Here is a 24,873-nt window from a genome sequence, read left to right on the forward strand (position 1 = left end):
TGATGGAGCTGTACATCTCCGACCATCCGCTCGATTGCCTGACCTGCCCCGCCAACGGCGACTGCGAACTGCAGGACATGGCGGGCGTGACCGGCCTGCGCGAAGTGCGCTACGGCTTCGACGGCGCGAATCATCTGAAGGACCAGAAGGACGAATCGAATCCGTACTTCACGTACGACCCGGCGAAGTGCATCGTCTGCAATCGCTGCGTGCGCGCGTGCGAGGAAACCCAGGGCACGTTCGCGCTGACGATCACCGGACGCGGCTTCGAATCTCGCGTCGCGGCCAGCGAGAACCAGCCGTTCATGGAGTCGGAGTGCGTGTCGTGCGGCGCCTGCGTGGCCGCGTGCCCGACCGCGACGCTGCAGGAAAAGTCCGTCGTGATGCTCGGCCAGCCCGAGCACTCGGTCGTCACCACCTGTGCGTATTGCGGCGTCGGCTGCTCGTTCAAGGCAGAGATGAAGGGCAACCAGGTCGTGCGGATGGTGCCGCACAAGAACGGCCAGGCCAACGAAGGTCATGCATGCGTGAAGGGCCGCTTCGCGTGGGGCTATGCGACGCACAAGGACCGCATCACGAAACCGATGATCCGCGCGACGATCACCGACCCGTGGCGCGAAGTCAGCTGGGACGAGGCGATCTCGTACGCGGCATCGGAATTCCGTCGCATCCAGGCGAAGCATGGGCGCGATTCGATCGGCGGCATCACGTCGTCGCGCTGCACGAACGAAGAGACTTACCTCGTGCAGAAGCTCGTGCGCGCCGCGTTCGGCAACAACAACGTCGACACCTGCGCGCGCGTGTGCCATTCGCCGACCGGCTACGGTCTGAAAACCACGATCGGCGAATCGGCGGGCACCCAGACGTTCGCATCGGTCGATAAGGCCGACGTCATCATGGTGATCGGCGCGAATCCGACCGATGGCCACCCGGTGTTCGCCTCGCGTCTGAAGCGACGCGTGCGCGAGGGTGCGAAGCTGATCGTCGTCGATCCGCGCCGGATCGACATCGTCGATACGCCGCACGTGAAGGCGTCGCATCACCTGCAATTGCGGCCCGGCACCAACGTCGCGATCGTCAACGCGCTCGCGCATGTGATCGTCACCGAAGGCCTGCTCGACGCAGCGTTCGTCGCCGAGCGCTGCGAAACCCGCGCGTTCGAACAGTGGCGCGATTTCGTCGCGCTGCCGGAGAACTCGCCGGAAGCGACCGAAGCGGCGACCGGCGTGCCCGCGCAACAGGTACGCGAAGCCGCGCGCATCTACGCGAGCGCCGGCAACGCCGCGATCTACTACGGCCTCGGCGTCACCGAACACGCGCAAGGCTCGACGATGGTGATCGGCATCGCGAACCTGGCGATGGCGACCGGCAACATCGGCCGCGAAGGTGTCGGCGTGAATCCGCTGCGCGGCCAGAACAACGTGCAGGGTTCGTGCGACATGGGCTCGTTCCCGCACGAGCTGCCCGGTTATCGTCACATCGGCGATCCGCTCGTGCGCACGCAGTTCGAAAACGCCTGGGCCGTCACACTGCAACCGGAACCTGGCCTGCGCATTCCGAACATGTTCGACGCCGCGCTGCACGGCAGTTTCAAGGGTCTGTACTGCCAGGGCGAGGACATCGTGCAGTCGGACCCGAACACGCATCATGTGGCGGCGGCGCTGTCGTCGATGGAATGCATCGTCGTGCAGGACATCTTCCTGAACGAGACCGCCAAGTATGCACACGTGCTGCTGCCCGGCTCGTCGTTCCTCGAAAAGGACGGCACCTTCACCAACGCGGAGCGCCGCATCTCGCGCGTGCGCAAGGTGATGCCGCCGCTTGGCGGCTACGCGGACTGGGAAGTCACGTTGCTGCTGTCGCGCGCGCTCGGCTACGAGATGGACTACACGCATCCGTCCGAGATCATGGACGAAATCGCGCGGCTCACACCGACCTTCCACGGCGTGTCGTACCAGAAGATCGACGAAATGGGCAGCATCCAGTGGCCATGCAACGAGGACGCACCCGACGGCACGCCGACGATGCACGTCGACACCTTCGTGCGCGGCAAGGGCAGGTTCGTGATCACGAAGTTCATCGCATCGCCGGAGAAGGTCACGCGCAAGTATCCGTTGCTGCTGACGACCGGGCGCATTCTGACGCAATACAACGTCGGCGCGCAGACACGCCGCACCGAGAACTCGCGCTGGCATGACGAAGACCGGCTCGAACTGCATCCGCACGATGCCGAGGAACGCGGCATCAAAACCGGCGACTGGGTCGGCATCGAATCGCGCGCGGGGCAGACCGTGTTGCGCGCGAAGGTGACGGAGCGGATGCAGCCGGGCGTCGTCTATACGACGTTCCACTTCCCCGAATCGGGCGCGAACGTGATCACGACCGACAGCTCCGACTGGGCGACCAACTGCCCCGAATACAAGGTGACCGCGGTGCAGGTGATGCCGGTCGAGCAGCCGTCGCAATGGCAGAAGGACTATTCGCGCTTCAATAGCGAACAGCTCGAACTGCTGAAGCAGCGCGAGCTGGCCAATGCGGCCGCGGCCGTCACCGCGGGCAAGTGAGGCGAGCCATGGACAATCGGAATCTGATCGACATGGCGAACCGGATCGGCGACTTCTTCGAGTCGATGCCCGACCACGAGGAAGCGCTGACCGGCGTCGCCGAACACATCCGCCGCTTCTGGGAGCCGCGCATGCGGCGCGCGCTGCTCGCGACGCTCGACGAAGCGCCGGACACGTATGACATCGCGCTATCGGACTTCACGCGCGAGGCGATCGTCAGGTATCGCGAGAAGTTGACGCCGGCGCCGGCCCAGGCGCCGGCGGCTTAGGCTCGGGCGGTTTCCCCAATCAACCAGGCGCGGCGGCGCGATCCGCTGCCGCGTGCGTGCCCATGCCACGCAACAGGCGGCGCCAATCACAACGTCGCCTGTTCCGATATCTCTCCCCCAACCGTAAACCACACTTCGCAGTGCCGTACGAGACCGTGCAGGTCCGAGCCGGTGCGTCCGCGCGCGCTGATGTAGCCGTCGGGCCGCACCAGATAAAACGACGGCCGCGTGCGCCCATACGATTCGGACAACGCCGGGCCGCCGTCGCCGCTCGTATCGGTGACGCGCCAGATCCGCACCGCGTTCGGCAGCAGCCGCTCGACCTCGGCGGCGAGCTTTTCTACTTCGGGGTCCGGCGGCGGCGCATGTTTCGCGGCGGGATCGAGCGGCGTGCCATCGACGGGCAGCGGCGGCAACAGCAGAAACAGCGAGAAGAACGCCGGATCGTGCAGATCGAAAATGCAGCCGACGCCCGGCGCGCGCCCGAGCGGACCGTCGACGACGTGCACGAGCGCATCGGGTGCGCGCTCGCCCGCGCGCGGGCCGCCGTCGAGCACGCGTTCGAGCGTCAGCGGACTGCGCCGGTACTGGATCGACAGCTCGCTGATCGTCTCGCGTGCGGCATCGCGCAGCGGACCGAACGCGGCCAGCACCGGCATCACGCGCTCGCGCAGCAGCTTCATCGGTCCGTGATCGGCCTCGGCCATCTGCGTGATGAAACCGGTCTGCCGCAGCACCTCGCGCTCGATCGGATGTCGCTCGGCGTGATACGTGTCGAGCAGACGATCCGGCGCCGCGCCGCCGATTACGCGCGCGAGCTTCCAGCCGAGATTGAGCGCTTCCTGGATGCCGGTGTTCATGCCTTGCGCGGCCGCGGGGCTGTGTACGTGCGCGGCATCGCCGGCGAGGAAGATGCGGCCCACGCGCAGCCGATCGACCATCCGGCTGTTCACGTGGAAGTACGCCGACCACGCCAGATCCGACACGTCGACGCGCTCGCGCACGCGTCGCGCGATCAGCGCCTTGCATTGTTCGAGCGATGGCGCCGGCGCCCGCTCCAGCGGCGGCTCGCCGAGCACCGCGGGGGGCGGCGGCGCGGCGCTGCCGGACGGCTCGACCGCATGATCGGCGATCAGACGATGGCGGCCGTGGCCCATCGGAAACAGCCCGACGAGACCCTCGCCCGACGCGAAGATTTGGAACTCGTCGTCGGGCCAGTCGGTTTCGGCGTGCAGGTCGGCGAGCAGAAAGGTCTGGTCGAAGGTCTTGCCCTCGAAGTTCAGGCCGAGGCGGTGGCGAATCGAACTGTGCGCGCCATCGGCCGCGATCAGATACGACGGGCGCATGGCTTCCGTGCGGCCGTCCGCGCGGCGCAAGGTCGCCTGAACGCTCGCGGAGCCTTGCATGAACGCCACGAGCTCGACGCCGCGCTCGACCTTCACGCCGAGCGTCGCCAGATGCTCGGTCAGGAGCCGCTCGGTCACCGACTGGTCGAGAAACAGCAGATAGGGATAGCGCGTGTGCAACGGGTCGAAATCGAGCTGCGCGAGCCGCATGCCGTTCGAAAACAGATTCGCCACGCGCGCGCGATGGCCGAGCTCGAGAAACGGTTCGACCAGCCGATGCTGCTCGAGCAGTTCGAGCGTACGTGCCTGAATGCCGATCGCGCGCGAGTAAGGGTTCGGCTGCGGCGCCTTGTCGATCAGGCGCACGGGGATGTGGGCGCGCGCGAGACTCATCGCTGCGGCAAGTCCGGTGGGACCGGCCCCGACGATCAGCACCGGCGACGCGTCGTAAGCGGCAGCGTCCATGCGGAACTCCGGAGGCAACAATGCGTTCTAGTGTACGCCGCCGCTCTTGCGCACACGGGTGCGCTGCATCAATCGCGCGTCGGCAAGACGGGGCGCGCGGGGGTTCCATCCGTCGTTGCCCATGAACTCACGCTCCGCGCAAATCCGGGCCGCTTGCGCAAGTATGGGAAAATGCGCCCTCAGTCTGATTGATCCAAATGCCCTCCCCGTCATGCAACCTGTATTTGACCGCGCGTTCGCGGCGCATCGTGACGGCCGCCTCGACGACGCCGAACGCGGCTACCGCGCCACGCTCGACCACGACCCCAGCCACGTCGACGCACTGCATCTGCTCGGCGTGCTGCGCCATCAGCAGGGCCAGCACGCCGAAGCCGCGGCGCTGGTGCGGCGCGCGGTCGATCTGCGCCCCGAAGACGCGGCGCTGCAGCTGAACCTCGGCAATGCGCTGAAGGCGCTCGGCCAGATCGACGCCGCGATCGAGCAGTTCCGCAACGCGCTGACGCTCGCGCCGACCTTCCCGATGGCGCACTACAACCTCGGCAACGCGTACGCGTCGCAAGGCCGTCACGAAGACGCCGCCGATGCGTTCGAACGTTCGCTGCGCCTGCAGCCGAACGACGCGTCGTCGCACAACAATCTCGGCAACGCGCTGCACGCGCTCGGCCGTCACGCGGACGCGATCGCGTCGTTCCGGCGCGCGCTCGAGCTGCGCCCCGGTCACGCGGGCGCGCTGAACAACATGGGCATGTCGCTGAACGCGCTCGATCGACCGAACGAGGCGGTGCCCTGCTTCGAGGCCGCGCTCGCCGCCGAGCCGCGCTTCGTCGCCGCGCACTTCAATCTCGCGAATACGTTCGATGCGACCGGCCGCCATGCGCGGGCAGTCGCGTCATTTGAAGCGGCGCTGCGTCTGCAGCCGAACCTGCCGCCCGCGATCTATGGCATGGGCAACGCGCTCGCGGCGCTCGGCCGTGCCGAACAGGCGCTACCGTATCTGGAGCGCGCGGTCGGGCTCGATCCGCAATTCGCGCTCGCGTGGCTTGCGCTCGGCACCGCGCACCAGGCGCTCGGCGCGCACGCGGCCGCGGTGCGCGCGCTCGATCAGGCGTTGCGGCTGCGCCCGGATCTCGCGTCCGCGCATATGAACCGTGCGCTCGCGTGGCTCGCGATGCGCGACTTCGAGCGCGGGCTGCCCGAATACGAATGGCGCTTGCAAACCGTCGCGCAACCGGTGATCCAGACGTTGCCGCGCTGGCACGGCGAGTCGATCGAAAATTACACGCTGCTGATCCATGCCGAACAGGGTTTCGGCGACACGCTGCAGTTCGTGCGCTTCGTACCGCGCGCAGCGCTTCGCGCCGCGCGCGTCGTGCTGGAAGTGCAGCCGCAGTTGGTGCCGCTCTTCGCGCCCGTCGCGCAGGCATGGCGCGTCTCGCTGATCGCGCAGGGCCAGCCGCGCCCCGCCGCCGATCTGCAGATTCCGCTCTTGAGCCTGCCGCTGGCGCTCGGCACGCGCTACGACACGATTGACGCGAGCACGCCCTATCTGAGCGTGCCGCCGGCCTATGGCCGCAAATGGCGCGGCTCGCTCGGCGGTCAGGCGAAGCGCAAGATCGGGCTCGCATGGTCGGGGCGCATCCAGCGCAACGAAACCCGCACGATGCCGCTCGCCGCGCTGGAGCCGCTGTTCGCACTGGATGGCATCGACTGGATCGTGTTGCAGCCCGATCTGTCCGAGGACGACCGCGCGGCGCTCGACGCGCATCCGCGCGCGGCCGCGATCCATCGCTTCGACCACCGCACCGGCGACTTCGCGGATACCGCGGCGATCGTCGAGCGGCTCGACGCGGTGGTGTCGATCGACACGTCGATCGCGCACCTCGCGGGCGCGCTGCGCAAGCCGCTGTGGCTGATGCTGCCGTTCGCCGCCGACTGGCGCTGGTTCGACGGCGACACGCGCAGCCCGTGGTATCCCGGCGCGACGCTCGTGCGTCAGCCGCGGCCGGGCGCGTGGGATGAAGTCGTCGAGGTGGTCGCTAACGAATTGCGGCACGGGTAGCCACAGACCACACGCCGCAAACAAAAGACCCCGCTAGCGCGGGGTCTTTTGTTTTCAGAACACGAAGTGAACCGTCAGGCCGCCCGATACTGACTGCGTGACTCCGGCGTGCGATACAGGAACAGCGTCGCGAGCAGACCGCAGATTGCCGCCACGCCGAGGACCAGGCCCGGCGCCGCCTTGTTGCTGGTCACGTGAATCAGCAGCGTGGCGATGGCCGGCGTGAAGCCGCCGATCGTCGTCGCGAGACTGTACGCGAGCGAGAAGCCAGCGGTTCGCACTTCGACCGGCATCACTTCGGTCAGCGCGACGACCATCGCGCCGTTGTAGCAGCCGTACAGAAACGACAACCACAGTTGCACGGCGAGCAGACGCGCGAACGACGGTTCGGCGACGAGCCATTGCAGCGCCGGATACGCGGTGAGGATCGTCAGGATCGTGAACGCGAGCAGCACCGGACGGCGGCCGATGCGGTCCGACAACGCGCCGGACAACGGCAGCCAGATCAGATTCGAGATACCGACGCAGACGGTGACGACGAGCGCGTCGATCGCCGACAGCTTCAGCACTTCCTTGCCGAAGGTCGGCGTGTAAGCGGTGATCATGTAGAACGACACGGTCGTCATGACGACCATGCCCATGCCGCCCAGCACGATCGGGTAGTTCGCGAGCATCGACTTCAGGATCTCGCCCACGCTCGGACGATGCTTGCGCGCCGTGAACTCCTCGGTTTCCTGCAGCGAGCGGCGGATGATGAACAGGAACGGCACGATCAGACAGCCGATCAGGAACGGCACGCGCCAGCCCCACGCGAACATCTGCTCGGCGGGCAGAATCTTGTTGAGCATCACGCCGATCAGCGCGGCGAATACCACCGCGACCTGCTGGCTGCCCGACTGCCACGAGCAATAGAAGCCCTTGTTGCCCTTCGTCGCGATCTCCGACAGATACACCGACACGCCGCCGAGCTCAGCGCCGGCGGAGAAGCCTTGCAGCAGCCGGCCGAGCAGCACCAGCACGGGCGCCACGAGCCCGATGGTCGCGTAGCCCGGTATCGTCGCGACCGTCAGCGTGCCGAGCGCCATCAGGCTCAGTGTGAGGATCAGGCCTTTGCGACGGCCGTGATGGTCGATGTAGGCGCCGAGCACGATCGCGCCGAGCGGACGCATCAGGAAGCCCGCGCCGAACACGGACAGCGACAGCATCAGCGACGCGAAATCGCTGCCGCCAGGAAAGTAGGTCTTGGCGATCGCGGAAGCGTAGTAGCCATAGACCATGAAGTCGTACATTTCAAGAAAGTTGCCGCTGACAACGCGGAACACTGTCTTGACCTTGGATTCTTCGGTGGTGGAAGCGGCGTGGGTCGCTGTAGACATGACACTCTCGGATAGGCCCGCCGCCCTGTCGGACGGATCGACGCGGACGGTGACGAGCGGGCAGTTGAAACGATCCACTGCGTTTGGTAAGCGGATGCTGCAGGCGGACGCACAGGTATAAGCAAGTGCGCCCGGGGGCGCCGCATTCTGCTGCTCACGGCGCTCATTCGATATGAGGGTAAACGCTGAGCTCGATGTCGGGCCGATGCCACGTAATGTTTACTGCTGATAGGGTCGACGCGAAACGCATACAGTTTGCTTACGCGCGACACCCGCGGGCGGCCGTAGACTGTCCGCGCGAGGCCATTCAGTCGATTACTCCGATGCGAACCACCCCTGCTCTTTCCCTGCGCCCCGCCACGCTCGAGGATGCCGCGCTGATTGCGTCGATCCACAGCGCCAGTTGGCAGGCGACCTATCGCGGTCTGTTGCCCGACGCGTTCCTCGACGGCGAAGTCACGCGCGAACGCGCCGCCTATTGGGAAGCACGTCTCGGCGCGCCGGGCGGCGAGCGCCGCATCGTGCTGATCGCCGAGCTGGCCGGCGAGCCGGCCGGCTTCGTATGTGTCGAGCGCCAGCCCGAGTCCGCGTGGGGCGTGCTGCTCGACAACCTGCATGCGCTGCCCGGTTATCAGGGCATCGGCGTCGGCAAAACACTGATGCACGCAGCCGTAGACTGGACGCGCGCGCAAGGCGAGGCACAGCTGTATCTGTACGTGCTCGAGGGCAATACGGCGGCGATCGGCTTTTACGAGCGACACGGCTGGCAGTTGGTCGGCGCGGAGCCCGATCAGATGGGCGGCTTGGATATCACCGCGTTGCGCTACGTGTACCGGTTGAAGGCTTGAACGCCGTGGTTGAGGGTGCGTGATGCGCGTGGCGTCGCGGGGACGGCGCGCGCCGGCAGCGTCCCTGTTTTCGGAATCATCTGAACGGTGGACGACGTAGTTTCGAGGCATGATTTTCTGTTGCCGATGGCTTCATCGGCCCCCTACAGATTCCGTCACTGCCGCACCGGTGTGACTGTCCGAGACACCGGAAGAAACCGATGACCAGCACGCCGCTCATCTCGATCGAAGGCGCATTCGCGCTACCCCATCTCCGTGCGCTCGACCACCTGCCCGAACCGTTCGGCCGCGACTGGGCGTTGCTATCCGGCGCTCAGCGCTGGCGAACCGGGCTTGATTCGCTGTATGCCGCGCTGCTGCGCACCGTGTGCGTCAGAGATCAGCAGTTGCTGTCGTATGGGCAGTGGGTGTCGATCGACGGCGTGCTGACCGACATGAAGCGGCCGGCAGAGACGCCCGTCGCGGACACCACGCAGCCTGCCGGGGAACCGTCGAATACCGCGACGGCGGCGCATCCCGCTATGCAACGGAAGGTGCCTCAGGGTCCAATGCGAATCGCGCTCAAGGCCCGCTCGCCGCGAATCGCGCAGCGGCGCACTGTGCGGCATCGGCGAACGGTCGCGGCGAGTGCCGGCGTAATCGGCTGCGTCGCGGTGCTGGCGTGGTGGATCGTCGATCAGCCTCCGGCGCCGCGGCATATGGCCTCCGACATGCTGAAATCGGCGCAAGCTCTGATGCCCCGTCGTGACGCGCCGGCGCCGGTAGAAAAGCGTCGTGCGCAGCATCTGGTTGCGAGTCCCGAGGCAGCGGTGATTGCGGAGGCCGTCACACCGGCTCCTGTGCTTCCGCCATTACCTGTCGACATGGCCGCCACCGCACCCGCGCGCATCGTGGCTTTGCCTCAGGGCACCGCCACGCGACATGCGCCCACCCCGCGTGACGCGATTCGCTCATCGCCTGCGCGTCGTGCGCTTCGCGTGCAAACGCATCCGCTTCCGGTAAATCGCCATGCCGCGAATGACTCATCGCATGAAGCGCGCGTTCATACCCGGTTCGGCGAAGACGGATACGCTGATGTGACGACGTTCGCCAGGATGTCTTTGCGCGACCTCGCGCCGCTGCCGCGCTCCACCGTGTCGAACAATCTGCCGGCAAATAGCACCGAGTGGATGAACCACATATCGCAGCGTCGCGTCACCGAAATCCCGGAACAATTCGCGCAATGAGCGCCGCCGTTACTTCGACGCAGGCAAACCCGCTTCCGTCTGCTGCTGCAAGCGCGTGACCGCGCTCTGAAGCTGACGCAATTGCGCCTGCGCGTTGTCGCGCTCCGCGCGCAGCGCGAGCGCCTCGTCGCGCGTCTGCCGTTGCCGGTCGTGGACCTTCGCCTGCTGCGTGCGGGCGACGTCGAGATCGGTCTGCAGCCGTTGCGCCTGCTGCTGCGATATCGCGATGCTGCCCTGCAGATACGCATTCTGCGCCTGCAACCGCGTGCGATGAATCTCGACGTCCGCGAGTTGCTGCGTCTGCTGCGCGAAACCGGCGTAGATCGCTTCCGCGCGCTCTGCCGAATCGCTCCTGATCACGCGCCAGAAATGCTTGTTCTGAAACAACGCGACGTAGTACGTCATCCGCGGCGGATGGAAGAACAGGCTCGCACCGTAGCTGCCGTTGTAGGTCGTGCGCAGTTCGCTGAGGTTCGCGTCGTGGATCAACTGGATCAAATCGGCGACGTCGCCGCGCGCGGCGGCGGGCGTATTCGCGGACACCTCGGGCTCAGCGACGGACTGGGGGCCAGCCTCTCGCGGCGCCAACTCCCCTGGAGCCGGCCGCGTGCCCGCCAGCGGCGCGCTCACGCTGTCCTGCTGTGCCACCGCAACACTCGTATGCCACAACGCATAGACACCGGCGAGCAACATAGCGCGCCGGATAACCAAGGAGTACTTCATATGCCTGCTCCACGCCGATCGAGAATGACGTTGGATTATCGCGCGGATTTAGCGCGACGCGAAGCTCGTGGGCACTGTATGGACACGCTCGAAATCGAGATAGACGGTTGGCGCAGCGAATCACTCCATCCAAAATCACAGTCGCAAAATAAAGACGCCACCCAGCTCGCACTCCTGATTATTTCGAGAGAAGAAAACGCACTGCCACATAACGTGACAGTGCGTCAGATGGATGGAATGGCTCCGTCGGGCTGCGGAAAACAGCGAAAGCGCGGGACCGATGCGCAACCACGCCGCGGACTCAACCTCGACCGCGCACGCCGCGCCAACGCAAACCCGCCATGCTTAAAACCGCGTCTCCCGCGCGACCCGCAGGAACGTATCGAGCAACGGCGTGCAATCGAGCAGCTCCGGTCCGCCCGCGCGATGAAACTCCGGGTGCCACTGCACGCCCATCACGAACGGCGCGCGCCGGTAGCGCACGGCCTCGATGATGCCGTCCGACGCCGACACCGCCTCGATATTCAGATCGCGGCCCAGCGTCTTTACCGCCTGATGGTGGATCGAGTTGACGATCGCGTCGCGCCGTCCGGGGAACATGTTCAGCAGCGTCGAGCCATCCGGAAAATGCACGCCGTGCCGGTGCTGATCGTAGTTTTCGTTGACGTGGACGTTCGCGGTGGGCACTTCGGTCGCGATGTCCTGATATAGCGTGCCGCCGAACGCGACATTGATCAGCTGACAGCCGCGGCACACGCCGAGCACCGGCTTGCCCGATTCGACGAACTCGTGCAGCAGTTCGAGCTCGTACATGTCGCGCACGCGGTCACCGGGCCATTCGTGGCTGGCCGCCGATTCCGCATACGTCTGCGGCGACACGTCGGCGCCGCCTTGCAGCAGCAGGCCATCGAGATGCTTCGCATAGTCGCGCAGGCGGATGTTGCTCGGGTGCAGCATGCCCTGATGACCAACGGTCGGGATCATGAACACCAGCACGTCGCGCGACATCACCCAGTGCGCGACCGACTCCTCCAGATACTGCAGCGTCTTGCCGCGCAAGCCCTTCGCGCCCGGTTCCGGGTGGAAGATGCGCGCCGACACGCCGATGCGCAACGTGCGCTGCGTGATCCGCTGCCCCGCGCGATCGAACAACTGCCGCGCGCGCGCCGCGATGATGCGGCCGAACACGCTCCACGCGGAGTCGCTCTGCTTCAGATAACGCGGTGGCGACGGCGGCAGCGCGTTGGGTGGCGGCGGGTTCGTGGCGCTGAAATCGGGTGCCGCGCCGAAACCGGGCGGCGGCGAGCCGGGCGCACGCGCCGCGGGTGCGGCGGCTGCCTCGGTGGCGATTTCGTCTTCGGTGGCGAGGTCCGCGGCGCTAATGCCGCCCGCGTGCGGCTCGCCGGCGGCCACCGTCGGTTTCGCGAGCGGCTCGGGTTTCACCATGGTCGCGCCGCCGGTGTACGTACCAGCGCGCGGCGCTTCGCGCTCGTGCACCTTGGCTTCCTGCCGCGCGGTCGATTCGGCGGCGGCGCTGCGCGCCTCGGCCGCGTCGCGCAGCCGCGCCGTGCGCGGATCTTCGGGCGTAAGTGCCGATGCGCTGAGCGGATCGTCGGTCGACGACCTCGCGATCGCCTCCTCGGCCGTGGGGCTCGTGTCTTTGGCGGCCGACCGGGTGGCATCTTCATGCGACGGAGGAAGCGAGGCGGACGGTTCGGCCGGCGCGCTGCTCGGCGCGGACGAGGCCGGCTGCGGACTGCCGGTCGTGCCGGCGTTTTCGGGTTTGTTTTCGCTCATGACTGTCGGACGGGCGCCTTACACGCGAACGAATGAATATGCCCTGATTATCCGTCAGTGCTGCAGGCCCCGCAAACCCGCACACAATTGCTCACATTGTTGCGAAGCGTTACACCGACCCCGCTGAGTCAAGGATCCGGCCGCTCTTCGAAGGTTTCCCGCAACGCGATCTGCATCGACGCATGAATCTTCACGCACCAGCGCCACACGAGCGCGAGCAGCAGCGCGGCGCACACGAGCACCGCGACGAGCAGGCCAGTCGGCGGCAGGATGCTGCCCGACAGCGCTGCCACCAGCAGAAACACGCCGATCATCGATACGATCGGCACGAGATCGGCGATCGCGTGACGCAGCGCGCTCGTGAAGCGTCCCGCGGTGGTCGCCTGCACGCCGACTTCGGCGAGCAGCAGCGCGAGCGACTTGGTCTTGCGATACACGGCCACGAGAAACGGCAGCGAAACGACGAGCGCGACGCTCCACTGCACGACGCGTTGCAGCGGCTCGTCGTCGAGCCAGTGCGCGAGCAGCCGGCCGCTATGCGGCGCGCTATACGACACGGCCAGGAAAATAGCCGCGACGAGCGCCAGATTCACCGCGATCTGCAATACGATCCGCCGCGTCATGCTGATGAGCGTCGGCTCGCCGCGCGCCGTGATCAAACTGCGCAGCCATTGCCCGTACATGCCGAACACGTTGGACAACGTGGCGGGCATCGCCTGCCCGATGCGGCGCGTGAGCGGATCGGCGACGCGGATCAGGTATGGCGTCGTCAGCGTCGTCAATGCCGACACGGCGACCGCGATCGGATACAGAAACCCGCTCGTCACCTTCAACGTCAGACCGAGCGTCGCGATGATGAACGAGAACTCGCCGATCTGCGACACGGTCATGCCGACGCGCATCGAGGTGCGCGCGTCCTGCCCCGACAGAAACGTGCCGAGCCCGCACGACACGATCTTGCCGACGATCACCGCGAGCGTGATCACGGCGATCGGCCACGCGTAGTCGAGCATCACGGCCGGGTTCAGCATCAGTCCGATCGTCACGAAGAAGATCGCGGAAAACGCGTCGCGCAGCGGCGCGATCAGATGCTCGATCCGACGCAGATGACGCGACTCGGCCATGATCGCGCCGATCAGGAACGCGCCGAGCGCGATGCTGTAATCGAGCTTGACGACCAGCAGACAGAAGCCGAAGCAGAAGCCGAGCACGGACACGAGCATCATCTCGTCGCTGCCCGTGCGCGCGACGTAGTTCAGCGCGCGCGGCACGAGCAGCACGCCGACCAGCAGCGACACCGTCATGAACAGCAGCAGCTTGCCGAGCGTGACGGCCGCGAGCCCGGCCGACAGCTGCCCGGTCTGCGCGATGCCGGTCAGCAGCACGAGCATCGCGATACCGAGAATGTCCTCGACGATCAGAATGCCGAACACGAGCTGCGCGAAGCTTTCGCGTTTGAGTCCGAGATCGGACAGCGCCTTCACGATGATCGTCGTCGACGAGATCGCGAGGATCGCGCCGAGGAACAGCGAGTCCATCGGAGTCCAGCCGAACGCGCGGCCGATCTCGTAGCCGATCCACAGCATCAGCACGATTTCGGACAGCGCGGCGACGATCGCCGTCGCGCCGACCTTGAACAGCTTGCGCAGGCTGAATTCGAGGCCCAGCGAAAACATCAGGAACACGACGCCCAGCTCGCCGAGCGTCTGGATCGTCTGTTCGTCGCGGATCAATTGGAACGGCGGCGTGTACGGTCCGATGATCACGCCGGCCGCGATATAGCCGAGCACCACCGGCTGCTTCAGGCGATGGAACAGCACGGTGACGACGCCGGCCAGCGCCATCACGACGGCCAGATCCTGGATGAAGCCGATGCCATGGTGCATGAGCGCTTTCCTTACAAACAGTAATCCCGAAAAGCGCAGTGTAGCAAACGAACCGGCCATCTTTTTGGCGAATTCGCGCGCCGCGCCGCGCCGCCAGTAGCAGGCCGCTCGGCCGCAAAACCTTGCTCTACAATGCGGACGGACCATTCCCTTTGGCTCCGCACTGCTTCGCTCATGCGCCCGCGCTGCGCTCAACCGGATTTCTACCGACATCATGGCCACTGAATTCGCCCCCTTCCCGCCGCTTGCCCAGCTTGCCGCCGATCTCGCCGCCGGCCGCACGACGAGCCGCGCGCTCGTCGAAACCGCGCTGGACCGGATCGCCGATCCGGCCGGCCAGGGCGCCGCCGTCTTCATGCACGTCGACACCGACGCCGCGCGCGCCGCCGCCGACGCGCACGACCGCCTGCGCGCGGCCGGCACCGTGCTGTCGCCGCTCGCCGGGATTCCGGTGTCGGTCAAGGACCTGTTCGACATCGAAGGCCAGCCGACCCGCGCGGGCTCCGTCGTGCTCGCCGACGCGCCCGCCGCGAAGGCCGACGCGGTCGCGGTCGCGCGTCTGAAGCGGGCCGGCGCCGTGATCGTCGGGCGGACCAACATGAGCGAGTTCGCATTTTCCGGACTCGGCCTGAATCCGCACTACGGCCATCCGCTGTCGCCGTACCGGCGCGGCGTGAAGGGCGACGAGCGGATTTCGGGCGGCTCGTCGTCGGGCGCGGGCGCATCGGTCGCCGACGGCATGGCCGCGGTCGCGCTCGGCACCGACACCGGCGGCTCGATCCGCATCCCGGCCGCCTTGTGCGGGCTGACCGGCTTCAAGCCGACCGCCGCGCGCATCCCGAAGCAGGGCGGCGTGCCGCTGTCGTCGACGCTCGATTCGTTCGGGCCGATCGGCGTGTCGGTCGCATGCTGCGCGCTGCTCGACCGGATGCTCGCCGGGCTCGAGCCGCGCATCCCGGCCGCGCGGCCGCTCGAAGGGGTGCGCCTCGGTGTGCTGACCAATTTCGTGACCGACGGCGTCGAGCCCGAAGTCGCGCGCGCGATCGATACCGCGCTCAAGCATCTGGAGGCGGCCGGCGCGATCGTCAGCGAGGTGCGCTTCGCGCCGCTCGACCGGCTGCCGGAGATCAACCGCTTCGGCTTTTCGTCGATCGAGGCGTATGCGTGGCATCGTCCGCTGCTCGACAAGTATCGCGAGCAGTACGATCCGCGCGTGCTCGTGCGCATCATGAAGGGGCAGCCGGCCAGCGCGGTCGATTATCTGGACCTCGTCGCCGAGCGCGGCGCGATGCTCGATGAAGCCGCGCGCACGCTGTGGCAGCGTTTCGACGCGGTCGTCGCGCCGACCGTGCCGGTCGTGCCGCCGCGCCTCGCCGACCTGCTCAACGACGACGACGCGTTCGGTCGCACCAATGCGCTGATCCTGCGCAATCCGAGCGCGTTCAACTTCCTCGATAGCTGCGCGCTGTCGCTGCCGTGCCATCTGCGCGGCGACGCGCCGGTCGGCCTGATGCTGGCGGGCGCACCGCACGCCGACGACGCGCTGCTCGCGATCGGCCGCGCGGCCGAGGCAGTGCTGAAGGCGATCCGGTAAAGCGCGCCGGGGTTGGCCGCCCGGCGCGGTCGCCGCCGCGCCAATGTTCAGGCAATAAGTGGCGCGGCGGGGGTTCGCGCTAGAATCGCGGGCACCCGCCCTTTCGTCTCCAGACCAATTGATGATCCATGACTAACGACTCCGCAATGCTGCGCCGCGAGCGCACCCTGCTGGTTCTGCTCGGCCTGATCTGCCTCGCCCTCGTGGGCGGTGCGTTGTATCTGCAGTTCGGCCTGCGCGAAGACCCGTGCCCGCTGTGCATCATCCAGCGCTATTTCTTCCTGCTGATCGCGATCTTCGCGTTCCTCGGCGCGCGCTTCAGGCACTGGCGCGGCGTGCGCCTGCTCGAAGTGATGGCGGCGCTGTCGGCGCTCGCCGGCATCGCGACCGCGGCGCGCCACGTGTACATCCAGGCGAATCCTGGCTTCAGCTGCGGCTTCGACGCACTGCAGCCGGTGGTCGACGGCCTGCCCCCCGCGCACTGGCTGCCGAGCGTGTTCAAGGTCGCGGGCCTGTGCGAAACCGCCTATCCGCCGATTCTCGGGCTGACGCTGCCGATGTGGTCGGGCGTCGCGTTTATCGTCGCGTTCGTCGCGCTGGTGCTGAGTCTGGTGCGCAATCGCCATCGGGTGTCCTGACGGCGGGCAACCTGGCCGAGCGAGCTTCGAACGCAGCCTGAAGCGCCGAACTCGCCGCCAGGACGCTTACCGATTCGCATCGCCGATTACGCCGGACTTCGTGTTGTCCATGCCGGGCACCGAAGTCCGGCGTTTTTTCTGCGCGACGTTCCGCGATCGCGCGCCGTTCCTGTCGGTCTCCGCTCCGCGCACGCAACTTCTCGCCTCGGCGCGAATCGTACCCGGATCATGACCGCCGCCGCATGAGCTTCATGCGACACGGGAAATATTTTCGGGCCGGGGTAGTGCTATCTTCGGGTATGGATGGCGATCTACGTGCGCGAGGCCGGCTTTTTGCGACCCCATGCGTAACGCGCGCCCGGTCCGCACTGTCTTCCGATTCGCCATGACAACGCAAACCATCCGCTTCTACCATCAGGGGTCCGTCCGCGAGGTCGCGGGCGTGCCGGCGACGCGCACCGTGCTGCAGCACCTGCGCGAGGACTTACGCTGCACCGGCACCAAGGAAGGCTGCGCGGAAGGCGACTGCGGCGCATGCACGGTCGTGATCGGCGAACTCGATGCGCGCGGCGACCTCACGTTGAAGGCGGTCAACGCCTGCATCCAGTTCCTGCCGACACTCGACGGCCGCGCCCTCTTCACCGTCGAAGACCTGCGCGCCGCGAACGGCGCGCTGCATCCGGTGCAGCAAGCGTTGGTCGACTGCCACGGTTCGCAATGCGGCTTCTGCACGCCCGGCTTCGTCATGTCGATGTGGGCGCTCTACGAGAACCAGCCCGTCAGCGCCGGGCTGCCGACCCGCCATGAAATCGACGCCGCGCTGTCCGGCAATCTGTGCCGCTGCACGGGCTACCGGCCGATCATCGACGCCGCGCAGAAGATGTTCGACTACGCGCAGCATCCGCGCGTCGCGCTCGACCGCGACGCGATCGCCGCCACGCTGCGCACACTGCAACGCGAAGACACGTTCGAATACAGCGCGCCCGGCACCCGCGGCGCCGCCTTCGGCTCGCCCACCTTCCACGCCCCGCTCACGCTCGACGCGTTCGCGACGCTGCGCGCGCAGCACCCGGACGCGCGCATCGTCGCGGGCAGCACCGACGTTGGCTTGTGGGTCACCAAGCAGTTCCGCGATCTCGGCGATCTGCTGTACACCGGCAACGTCGCGGAACTGAAGACGATCGCGCGCGACGCGCAAACGCTGACCATCGGAGCGGCGGTCACGCTCGAGGACGCGTACGCGGCGCTCACCGCCGACTACCCCGAGCTCGCCGAACTATGGACGCGCTTCGCATCGCTGCCGATCCGCAATGCGGGCACGCTCGGCGGCAACGTCGCGAACGGCTCGCCGATCGGCGATTCGATGCCGGCACTGCTCGCGCTCGGCGCCGACGTCGAGGTGCGCCGCGATCGCACGACGCGCACCGTGCCGCTCGACGCGTTCTACCTCGGCTATCAGAAGACCGCGCTCGCGGAAGGCGAATTCGTCAGCGCGCTGCGCGTGCCTCGCCCGGCCGGCGCGCTGCGGTTTCGCACCTACAAGGTGGCGAAGCGTTACGACCAGGACATCTCGGCGGTGTGCGCGGCGTTTGCGCTGCACGTCGCGGAAGATGGCACGATCCGCGCGGCGCGGGTCGCGTTCGGCGGCATGGCGGCGACGCCGAAGCGGGCCGCGCATGCCGAAGCCGCGCTCAACGCCGCGGCGTGGAACGAACCGACGGCCCGTCGCGCGATGGCCGCGCTCGCCGCCGACTACCAGCCGCTCACCGACATGCGCGCGTCGAGCGCGTATCGGCTGAGGGTCGCGCGCAATCTGCTGTGGCGCTTCTACCTCGAAACGCGCGACGACGCGCCGCTCGCGCTCTGCGACGTGAACGCGTTCGCGTTCGCGTTCGAGGCCAACGCAATCGTCGTGAAGGAGTCGCCGTGATGAACCGGACCGATGCCTTTATTGAACCCGCGGGCGCGCGTGCCGATCAACGCGAGGACGCGTCGATCGGCGTACCGCTGCCGCACGAATCCGCCGCGCTGCACGTGAGCGGCGAAGCGACCTATACGGACGACATCGCCGAGCTGCACGGCACGCTGCACGCGGCGCTCGGCCTGTCGCGCCATGCGCATGCGCGCATCGTGTCGATGGATCTCGACGCGGTGAGAAACGCGCCCGGCGTGATCGCGGTGCTGAGTGCCGACGATATCCCCGGCGAAAACAATTGCGGCCCGGTGCTACACGACGATCCGATCCTCGCCGACGGCGAAGTGCTTTATCTGGGCCAGCCGGTCTTCGCGGTGATCGCCGAGAGCCACGAACTCGCACGTCGCGCCGCCGCGCTCGCGAAAAGCGACGACGTGATCCGCTACGAGCCGCTCGACGCGATCCTCACCGCCGCCGATGCGAAAGCCGCGAAGCAGTTCGTGCTGCCGCCACTGCATCTGCGGCGCGGCAACCCCGACGCGAAGATCGCCGCCGCGCCGCATCGGCTCGCCGGCAGGTTCGAGGTCGGCGGCCAGGAGCAGTTCTATCTCGAAGGCCAGATCGCCTATGCGGTGCCGAAGGAAATGGACGGCATGCTCGTCTACAGCTCGACGCAGCATCCGAGCGAGATGCAGCAGGTCGTCGCGCACATGCTCGACTGGCCCGCGCATAACGTCGTCTGCGAATGCCGGCGCATGGGCGGCGGCTTCGGCGGCAAGGAATCGCAATCGGCGCTGTTCGCGTGCGTGGCCGCGCTTGCGGCGCAACGCCTGCGTCGCCCGGTCAAGCTGCGCGCCGATCGCGACGACGACTTTCTGATCACCGGCAAGCGCCACGATGCGGTCTACGAGTACGAAGCGGGCTTCGACGAGCAAGGCCGCCTGCTTGGCGTGCGCGTCGAAATCGCATTGCGGGCCGGCTATTCCGCGGATCTGTCCGGCGCGGTCGCGACGCGCGCGGTGTGCCACTTCGACAACGCGTACTACCTGTCCGACGTCGACATCGTCGCGCTGTGCTGCAAGACCAATACGCAGTCGAACACCGCGTTTCGCGGCTTCGGCGGACCGCAGGGCGCGCTCGTGATGGAGGTGCTGCTCGACGGCATCGCGCGCGAGCTGCGGCTCGATCCGCTCGACGTGCGGCTCGCGAATTACTACGGCGTCGGCGAACGGGATACGACGCCGTACGGACAACGCGTCGAAGACAACATCATCGCGCCGCTGACCGACGCGCTGCTAGATTCGAGTGACTACCGCGCGCGTCGCGCGGCACTCGCCGAATTCAATGCGAAGAGTCCCGTGCTCAAACGCGGCCTCGCGTTTTCGCCGGTCAAGTTCGGCATCTCGTTCAACGTGCCGTTCCTGAATCAGGCCGGCGCGCTCGTGCACGTGTACAAGGACGGCTCCGTGCTCGTCAATCACGGCGGCACCGAGATGGGCCAGGGGCTCAACACGAAAGTCGCGCAGGTGGTCGCGAATCAGTTCGGCTTGCCGTTATCGCGCGTCCGGGTGAGCGCGACCGATACCTCGAAGATCGCCAACACGTCGGCGACCGCGGCCTCGACCGGCAGCGACCTGAACGGCATGGCCGCCCAAGCCGCCGCGCAGACGATCCGCGCGCGGCTCGCGGAACTCGCGGCGCGCCAGCTCGGTGGCGACGCCAACGACGTGCAATTCGCGCGCGCCAGCGTGTCGGTGAACGGCGGCGCGCTGCCGTTCGAAGAGCTCGTCAACGCCGCGTATCTCGCGCGCGTGCAGTTGTGGTCGGACGGCTTCTACGCGACGCCGAAAGTGCATTGGGATGCGAAGTCGCTGACCGGTCATCCGTTCTACTACTTCGCGTATGGTGCGGCGGTGTCGGAGGTCGTCGTCGATACGCTGACCGGCGAGTGGAAGCTCCTGCGCGCGGACTTGCTGCACGACGCGGGCCAGTCGATCAATCCGGCGATCGATCTCGGCCAGATCGAAGGCGGCTTCATTCAGGGCATGGGCTGGCTCACCACTGAAGAGCTATGGTGGAGCCGCGACGGCCGCCTGATGACGCACGCGCCGTCGACGTACAAGATTCCCGCGGTCAGCGACACGCCCGCCGCGTTCCACGTTCGGCTCTACGACAACAGCAACGCCGAGCCGACCGTGTTCCACTCGAAGGCGGTCGGCGAGCCGCCGTTGCTGCTGCCGTTTTCGGTGTTTCTCGCGATTCGCGACGCGATCGCGGCCGCAGTGCCGGGCGCGCGACATGCTCCGCCGTTGCGCGCGCCGGCGACGCCCGAGGCGATACTCGATGCGCTGGACGCGTTGAGTGCGATGAACGCGTCGCAGACCGCAGATCCGACCGAAGCCGCCGCGCACCCCGATAGCACCGACACAAACACGCAACCCGCCGCGCAAACGCCCCACGCGGCCCCCCACGGAGAATCGCCGGATGCAAGCCTGGCTCACTGACCTGCAACATCTGCTCGCGCATGGCGACGCCGCCGTGCTGGTGACGGTCGCGCGCGTCGAAGGTTCGGCGCCGCGCGAAGCCGGCACGAAGATGATCGTCACGCGCGAGGCGGCCAGGCATACGATTGGCGGTGGCCACCTCGAATGGAAGGCGATCGAGACCGCGCGCCAGGTGCTGCGCGACGGCATGCGCGCGCCCCACATGCGGCGGCTCGAACGCTTCGCGCTGGGGCCGAGCCTCGGCCAGTGCTGCGGCGGCGCCGTGATCCTCGCGTTCGAGCGGCTCGACGTCGGCGATCTCGGCTGGCTCACGTCGCTCGCCAAGCGCCTCGCGGCGGGGCAATCGACGGTGCGTAGCGTATCATTCGGCCCCGCGCCGGATGCGGTGATGCTGTCCGAGCCCGAGCCCGGCATCGACGGCGCCGACTGTCTGCTGTGGGACGGCGCCGGTTTCGACGACAGCAGCGCGCTCCTGACCGAAACCATCGCGCCGGGCGAATTCGCCGTCGTGCTGTTCGGCGCCGGTCACGTCGGCGCGGCGCTCGTGCGCGTGCTGGCGACACTACCTTGCACGGTGCGCTGGGTCGACGAGCGCGACGCGCAGTTTGCGTCGCTCGATGCGCTGCACGCGCCGAACGTGACGATCGACGCGAACGACGCACCCGACGAGGCGATCGATCAGGCCGCGCCGAACACGTACTTCGTCGTGATGACGCACAACCACGCGCGCGATCTCGAACTGGCCGAACGCATCCTGCGGCGCGGCGACTTCGCGTTCTTCGGCATGATCGGCTCGCATACCAAGCGCAAGCAGTTCGAGCATCGGCTCGCGGCTCGCGGCATCGATCCGGCGCGGATCGCGCGGATGAAATGTCCGCTCGGCGTCGACGGCATCGTCGACAAGTCGCCCGAGGTCATCGCGATCTCGGCGGCCGCGCAGGTGCTGCAGGCCGTCGAGGCGAACGCGGGTGCGCGCCACCCGACGCAGGCGGTTTGATACGCGGCCTGCGCCGCTCGTTACCCAACACACGATTCCAAACCACGATGAACCCGACAACCGCTACCCCTGTTTCCTCCGTTACGCTCGCCGACAAAACCGCGCGCGCACCGAAGGCCGAGTTGCATATCCACATCGAAGGCTCGCTCGAACCCGAGCTGATTTTCGCGCTCGCTCAACGCAACGGCGTGAAGCTCGCCTACGACTCGGTGGAAGCCTTGCGCGCCGCCTATGCGTTCACCGACCTGCAATCGTTCCTCGACATCTACTACGCGGGCGCGAGCGTGCTGCTGCACGAGCAGGACTTCTACGACATGACGATGGCCTACGTCGAGCGCTGTCTCGCCGACAACGTCGTGCATAGCGAAATCTTCTTCGACCCGCAGACGCATACCGAGCGCGGCGTGCGGATCGCGACCGTCGTGGCCGGCATCGAACGCGCGCTCGCCGACGCGGAGAAGCGCGGCATGTCGAGCAAGCTGATCCTGTGTTTCCTGCGCCATCTGTCCGAGGACGATGCGCTCGCCACCTTCGACGAAGCGCTGCCGCTGTTCGAGCGGTACGAGCATCGGCTGATCGGCGTGGGGCTCGATTCGTCGGAACGCGGCCATCCGCCGTCGAAGTTCGAGCGCGTGTTCGCGAAGGCGCGCGCGCTCGGTCTGAAGCTCGTCGCGCATGCGGGCGAGGAAGGCCCGCCGTCCTACATCTACGAAGCGCTCGACGTGCTGAAGGTCGACCGCGTCGATCACGGCGTGCGCAGCATCGAGGACCCCGCGCTCGTTACGCGTCTCGCCGATACGCGCGTCGCGCTGACCGTGTGCCCGCTGTCGAACCTGAAGCTGTGCGTGTTCGACGACCTGACCAGGCACACGCTGAAAGACCTGCTCGATCGCGGCGTCGCGGTGACCGTCAATTCCGACGATCCGGCCTATTTCGGCGGCTACGTGAACGCGAACTATCTGGCGACGATCGACGCGCTGAAGCTCGACGACGCCGAGGTCTACACGATCATCCGCAACGGCTTCGAGGCGTCGTTCGTGACGCCCGAGGAATGCGCCATGCTGATCGGTAAGCTCGACGCGTATTGGCGGCACTGAGTGGCGGCACTGAGCCGCGCGCCGACGGATTTCAACTGACGGGCCTCGACCGACGTCGGCGGCCGGCGGCTTCGCTTCGTTCGGGCAAACGGCAACGACCCGAACCGGGAAGCCGCTGCCGCTGCCTGCGCCACCCAGCTTTCAACATTCGGAGACAGCTTTTCCATGACTGAATCGGCTCATACCGCGCAAGCGGCGCAAGCGGCATTCCGCGCCCCTCTGCTGACCTTCAACGGCGATCCGGCGCACGCGCCGAACGCCGTGGTGTTCCACGAGGACGGTCTCCTGATCGTGGAAGACGGCCGCGTCGTCGCGGCGGACGCGTATGCGGCGCTCGCGTCGCGGCTCGCGCCCAGCACGCAGGTCGTGGAGCGGCGCGACAAGCTGATCGTGCCGGGCTTCATCGATACCCACATCCACTATCCGCAGACCGACATGATCGCGTCGCCGGCGCCGGGTCTGCTGCCGTGGCTCGACACGTACACGTTCCCAACCGAGCGCCGCTTCGCCGACATCGCGCACGCCCGCGACACGGCGAGCTTTTTCCTCGACGAACTGCTCGCCTGCGGCACGACGACCGCGCTCGTGTACTGCACGGTGCACAAGGAATCCGCCGACGCCCTCTTCGCCGAGAGCGAAGCGCGCAATCTGCGCATGGTCGCGGGCAAGGTGCTGATGGACCGCCACTGCCCCGCGTTCCTGCGCGACACCGCGCAATCGGGCTACGACGACAGCGCCGAGCTGATCGGCCGCTGGCACGATCGCGGCCGCCAGATGTACGCGCTGACGCCGCGCTTCGCGCCGACCTCGACCGAGGCGCAGCTCGAAGCATGCGGCGCGCTCGCGCGGCTGCATCCGGACGTGTTCGTTCAGAGCCACGTCGCCGAGAACACCGACGAGGTGAAATGGGTCGCCGAGCTGTTCCCCGGCCACCGCAGCTATCTCGACATCTACGATCACTATGGGCTCTTGCGCCGTCGCGCGGTGTACGGCCATTGCATCTACCTCGACGACGAGGACCGCAGGCGCATGGCGCAAACCGGCGCGCTCGCCTCGCACTGCCCGACCTCGAACCTGTTCCTCGGCAGCGGCCTGTTCGACTTCGACAAGGCCGACTCGGCCGGCATGCCGATCGCCCTCGCGACCGATGTCGGCGGCGGCACGTCGTTCTCGATGCTGCAGACGATGAACGAAGCGCACAAGGTTGCGCGCCTCGGCGGCCATCATCTGACGGCGACGCGCATGTTCTATCTCGCGACCGCCGGCGCGGCCGAAGCGCTCGATCTCGGCGACAAGATCGGCACGCTGAGGGACGGCTCGGAAGCGGACTTCGTCGTGCTCGATCCGCAGGCGACGCCGCTGCTCGCGCGCCGCACCGCGCGGCGCGAATCGCTCGAGGAGCTGCTGTTCGCGTTCGCGCTGCTCGGTGACGATCGCGCCGTGTATGAAACGTATGCGGCCGGCAAGTGCGTGCATCATCGCGACGACGCGCGCCAGCGTGTGCCGGGGCGCGCGAAGATCGCGGCTTGAGGCTGGCTCGAAGCTGCGTTGCCGCTGACTGGAGGCGAG

17 protein-coding genes are annotated in these 24,873 nt (G+C 67.2%); 12 read left to right on the forward strand and 5 right to left on the reverse strand.

What is annotated here, in order from left to right; genetic code table 11:
* Positions 1-2,564: formate dehydrogenase subunit alpha (fdhF, locus tag HDG37_RS27680; RefSeq protein ID WP_184052982.1), on the forward strand; the 2,564-nt coding region annotated here is incomplete at its 5' end.
* Between the two features lie 8 nt (positions 2,565-2,572).
* Positions 2,573-2,833 carry a formate dehydrogenase subunit delta gene (locus HDG37_RS27685; protein ID WP_184027626.1) on the forward strand — a complete coding sequence of 87 codons (261 nt, stop codon included), beginning with the start codon at positions 2,573-2,575 and terminating at the stop codon, positions 2,831-2,833.
* 86 nt (positions 2,834-2,919) lie between these two features.
* Here HDG37_RS27685 and HDG37_RS27690 read toward each other — a convergent pair whose 3' ends face one another.
* Complete coding sequence (locus tag HDG37_RS27690; protein WP_184052984.1) at positions 2,920-4,644, reverse strand: FAD-dependent monooxygenase; 1,725 nt, start codon at positions 4,642-4,644, stop codon at positions 2,920-2,922.
* A 211-nt stretch (positions 4,645-4,855) separates the two neighbouring features.
* On the opposite strand from HDG37_RS27690, the gene HDG37_RS27695 reads away from it, so the two are divergent.
* Positions 4,856-6,703, forward strand: a complete 1,848-nt coding sequence (locus HDG37_RS27695) for a tetratricopeptide repeat protein (protein WP_184052986.1) — start codon at positions 4,856-4,858, stop codon at positions 6,701-6,703.
* Between the two features lie 74 nt (positions 6,704-6,777).
* Here the strand turns inward: HDG37_RS27695 and HDG37_RS27700 are convergent, their stop codons facing one another.
* Positions 6,778-8,079: an MFS transporter gene (locus HDG37_RS27700; RefSeq protein WP_184052988.1), complete on the reverse strand. Its 1,302-nt coding sequence runs from the start codon at positions 8,077-8,079 to the stop codon at positions 6,778-6,780.
* 323 nt (positions 8,080-8,402) lie between these two features.
* On the opposite strand from HDG37_RS27700, the gene HDG37_RS27705 reads away from it, so the two are divergent.
* Together HDG37_RS27705 and HDG37_RS27710 are read left to right on the forward strand one after the other, a co-directional pair.
* Positions 8,403-8,927, forward strand: a complete 525-nt coding sequence (locus HDG37_RS27705; RefSeq protein ID WP_184052990.1) for a GNAT family N-acetyltransferase — start codon at positions 8,403-8,405, stop codon at positions 8,925-8,927.
* Between the two features lie 200 nt (positions 8,928-9,127).
* Positions 9,128-10,153: a hypothetical protein gene (locus HDG37_RS27710; RefSeq protein ID WP_184052992.1), complete on the forward strand. Its 1,026-nt coding sequence runs from the start codon at positions 9,128-9,130 to the stop codon at positions 10,151-10,153.
* 9 nt (positions 10,154-10,162) lie between these two features.
* Here the strand turns inward: HDG37_RS27710 and HDG37_RS27715 are convergent, their stop codons facing one another.
* From HDG37_RS27715 to HDG37_RS27725, 3 genes are all read right to left on the reverse strand, one after another.
* Complete coding sequence (locus HDG37_RS27715) at positions 10,163-10,876, reverse strand: DUF2968 domain-containing protein (RefSeq protein WP_184052994.1); 714 nt, start codon at positions 10,874-10,876, stop codon at positions 10,163-10,165.
* Positions 10,877-11,221: 345 nt separating this feature from the next.
* Entirely contained in the window at positions 11,222-12,673 is a 1,452-nt protein-coding gene (locus tag HDG37_RS27720) for a gamma-glutamyl-gamma-aminobutyrate hydrolase family protein (RefSeq protein WP_184052997.1), read from the reverse strand.
* A 128-nt stretch (positions 12,674-12,801) separates the two neighbouring features.
* On the reverse strand, positions 12,802-14,559 hold the full coding sequence (locus HDG37_RS27725; protein ID WP_184053000.1) for a cation:proton antiporter: 1,758 nt from the start codon (positions 14,557-14,559) through the stop codon (positions 12,802-12,804).
* A 214-nt stretch (positions 14,560-14,773) separates the two neighbouring features.
* Here HDG37_RS27725 and HDG37_RS27730 point away from each other — a divergent pair, with 214 nt between their 5' ends.
* From HDG37_RS27730 to guaD, 7 genes are all read left to right on the forward strand, one after another.
* Positions 14,774-16,153 (forward strand): amidase, encoded by a 1,380-nt coding sequence (locus HDG37_RS27730; RefSeq protein ID WP_184053003.1) that lies wholly within the window; start codon positions 14,774-14,776, stop codon positions 16,151-16,153.
* A gap of 128 nt (positions 16,154-16,281) precedes the next feature.
* Complete coding sequence (locus HDG37_RS27735; RefSeq protein ID WP_184053006.1) at positions 16,282-16,791, forward strand: disulfide bond formation protein B; 510 nt, start codon at positions 16,282-16,284, stop codon at positions 16,789-16,791.
* Between the two features lie 385 nt (positions 16,792-17,176).
* Positions 17,177-18,721, forward strand: a complete 1,545-nt coding sequence (gene xdhA / locus HDG37_RS27740) for a xanthine dehydrogenase small subunit (protein ID WP_184053009.1) — start codon at positions 17,177-17,179, stop codon at positions 18,719-18,721.
* On the forward strand, positions 18,721-21,210 hold the full coding sequence (gene xdhB / locus HDG37_RS27745; protein ID WP_184053012.1) for a xanthine dehydrogenase molybdopterin binding subunit: 2,490 nt from the start codon (positions 18,721-18,723) through the stop codon (positions 21,208-21,210). The genes xdhA and xdhB overlap by 1 nt, the downstream gene beginning before the upstream one ends.
* Positions 21,191-22,207 carry a xanthine dehydrogenase accessory protein XdhC gene (gene xdhC, locus HDG37_RS27750; RefSeq protein ID WP_184053015.1) on the forward strand — a complete coding sequence of 339 codons (1,017 nt, stop codon included), beginning with the start codon at positions 21,191-21,193 and terminating at the stop codon, positions 22,205-22,207. The genes xdhB and xdhC overlap by 20 nt, the downstream gene beginning before the upstream one ends.
* A gap of 47 nt (positions 22,208-22,254) precedes the next feature.
* On the forward strand, positions 22,255-23,304 hold the full coding sequence (locus HDG37_RS27755; protein WP_184053018.1) for an adenosine deaminase: 1,050 nt from the start codon (positions 22,255-22,257) through the stop codon (positions 23,302-23,304).
* 165 nt (positions 23,305-23,469) lie between these two features.
* Positions 23,470-24,834 carry a guanine deaminase gene (guaD, locus tag HDG37_RS27760; protein ID WP_184053021.1) on the forward strand — a complete coding sequence of 455 codons (1,365 nt, stop codon included), beginning with the start codon at positions 23,470-23,472 and terminating at the stop codon, positions 24,832-24,834.
* The last annotated feature ends 39 nt before the right edge of the window (positions 24,835-24,873 follow it).

This window comes from Paraburkholderia sp. MM5384-R2 (assembly GCF_014201025.1).
Lineage (GTDB): Bacteria > Pseudomonadota > Gammaproteobacteria > Burkholderiales > Burkholderiaceae > Paraburkholderia > Paraburkholderia tuberum.

Bases quoted from the DNA above. Each gene is read 5' to 3' on its own strand.
- HDG37_RS27685 (WP_184027626.1), top strand. From the start codon at position 2,573: ATGGACAATCGGAATCTGATCGACATGGCGAACCGGATCGGCGACTTC.
- HDG37_RS27690 (WP_184052984.1), bottom strand. From the start codon at position 4,644: ATGGACGCTGCCGCTTACGACGCGTCGCCGGTGCTGATCGTCGGGGCC.
- HDG37_RS27695 (WP_184052986.1), top strand. From the start codon at position 4,856: ATGCAACCTGTATTTGACCGCGCGTTCGCGGCGCATCGTGACGGCCGC.
- HDG37_RS27700 (WP_184052988.1), bottom strand. From the start codon at position 8,079: ATGTCTACAGCGACCCACGCCGCTTCCACCACCGAAGAATCCAAGGTC.
- HDG37_RS27705 (WP_184052990.1), top strand. From the start codon at position 8,403: ATGCGAACCACCCCTGCTCTTTCCCTGCGCCCCGCCACGCTCGAGGAT.
- HDG37_RS27710 (WP_184052992.1), top strand. From the start codon at position 9,128: ATGACCAGCACGCCGCTCATCTCGATCGAAGGCGCATTCGCGCTACCC.
- HDG37_RS27715 (WP_184052994.1), bottom strand. From the start codon at position 10,876: ATGAAGTACTCCTTGGTTATCCGGCGCGCTATGTTGCTCGCCGGTGTC.
- HDG37_RS27720 (WP_184052997.1), bottom strand. From the start codon at position 12,673: ATGAGCGAAAACAAACCCGAAAACGCCGGCACGACCGGCAGTCCGCAG.
- HDG37_RS27725 (WP_184053000.1), bottom strand. From the start codon at position 14,559: ATGCACCATGGCATCGGCTTCATCCAGGATCTGGCCGTCGTGATGGCG.
- HDG37_RS27730 (WP_184053003.1), top strand. From the start codon at position 14,774: ATGGCCACTGAATTCGCCCCCTTCCCGCCGCTTGCCCAGCTTGCCGCC.
- HDG37_RS27735 (WP_184053006.1), top strand. From the start codon at position 16,282: ATGACTAACGACTCCGCAATGCTGCGCCGCGAGCGCACCCTGCTGGTT.
- xdhA (WP_184053009.1), top strand. From the start codon at position 17,177: ATGACAACGCAAACCATCCGCTTCTACCATCAGGGGTCCGTCCGCGAG.
- xdhB (WP_184053012.1), top strand. From the start codon at position 18,721: ATGAACCGGACCGATGCCTTTATTGAACCCGCGGGCGCGCGTGCCGAT.
- xdhC (WP_184053015.1), top strand. From the start codon at position 21,191: ATGCAAGCCTGGCTCACTGACCTGCAACATCTGCTCGCGCATGGCGAC.
- HDG37_RS27755 (WP_184053018.1), top strand. From the start codon at position 22,255: ATGAACCCGACAACCGCTACCCCTGTTTCCTCCGTTACGCTCGCCGAC.
- guaD (WP_184053021.1), top strand. From the start codon at position 23,470: ATGACTGAATCGGCTCATACCGCGCAAGCGGCGCAAGCGGCATTCCGC.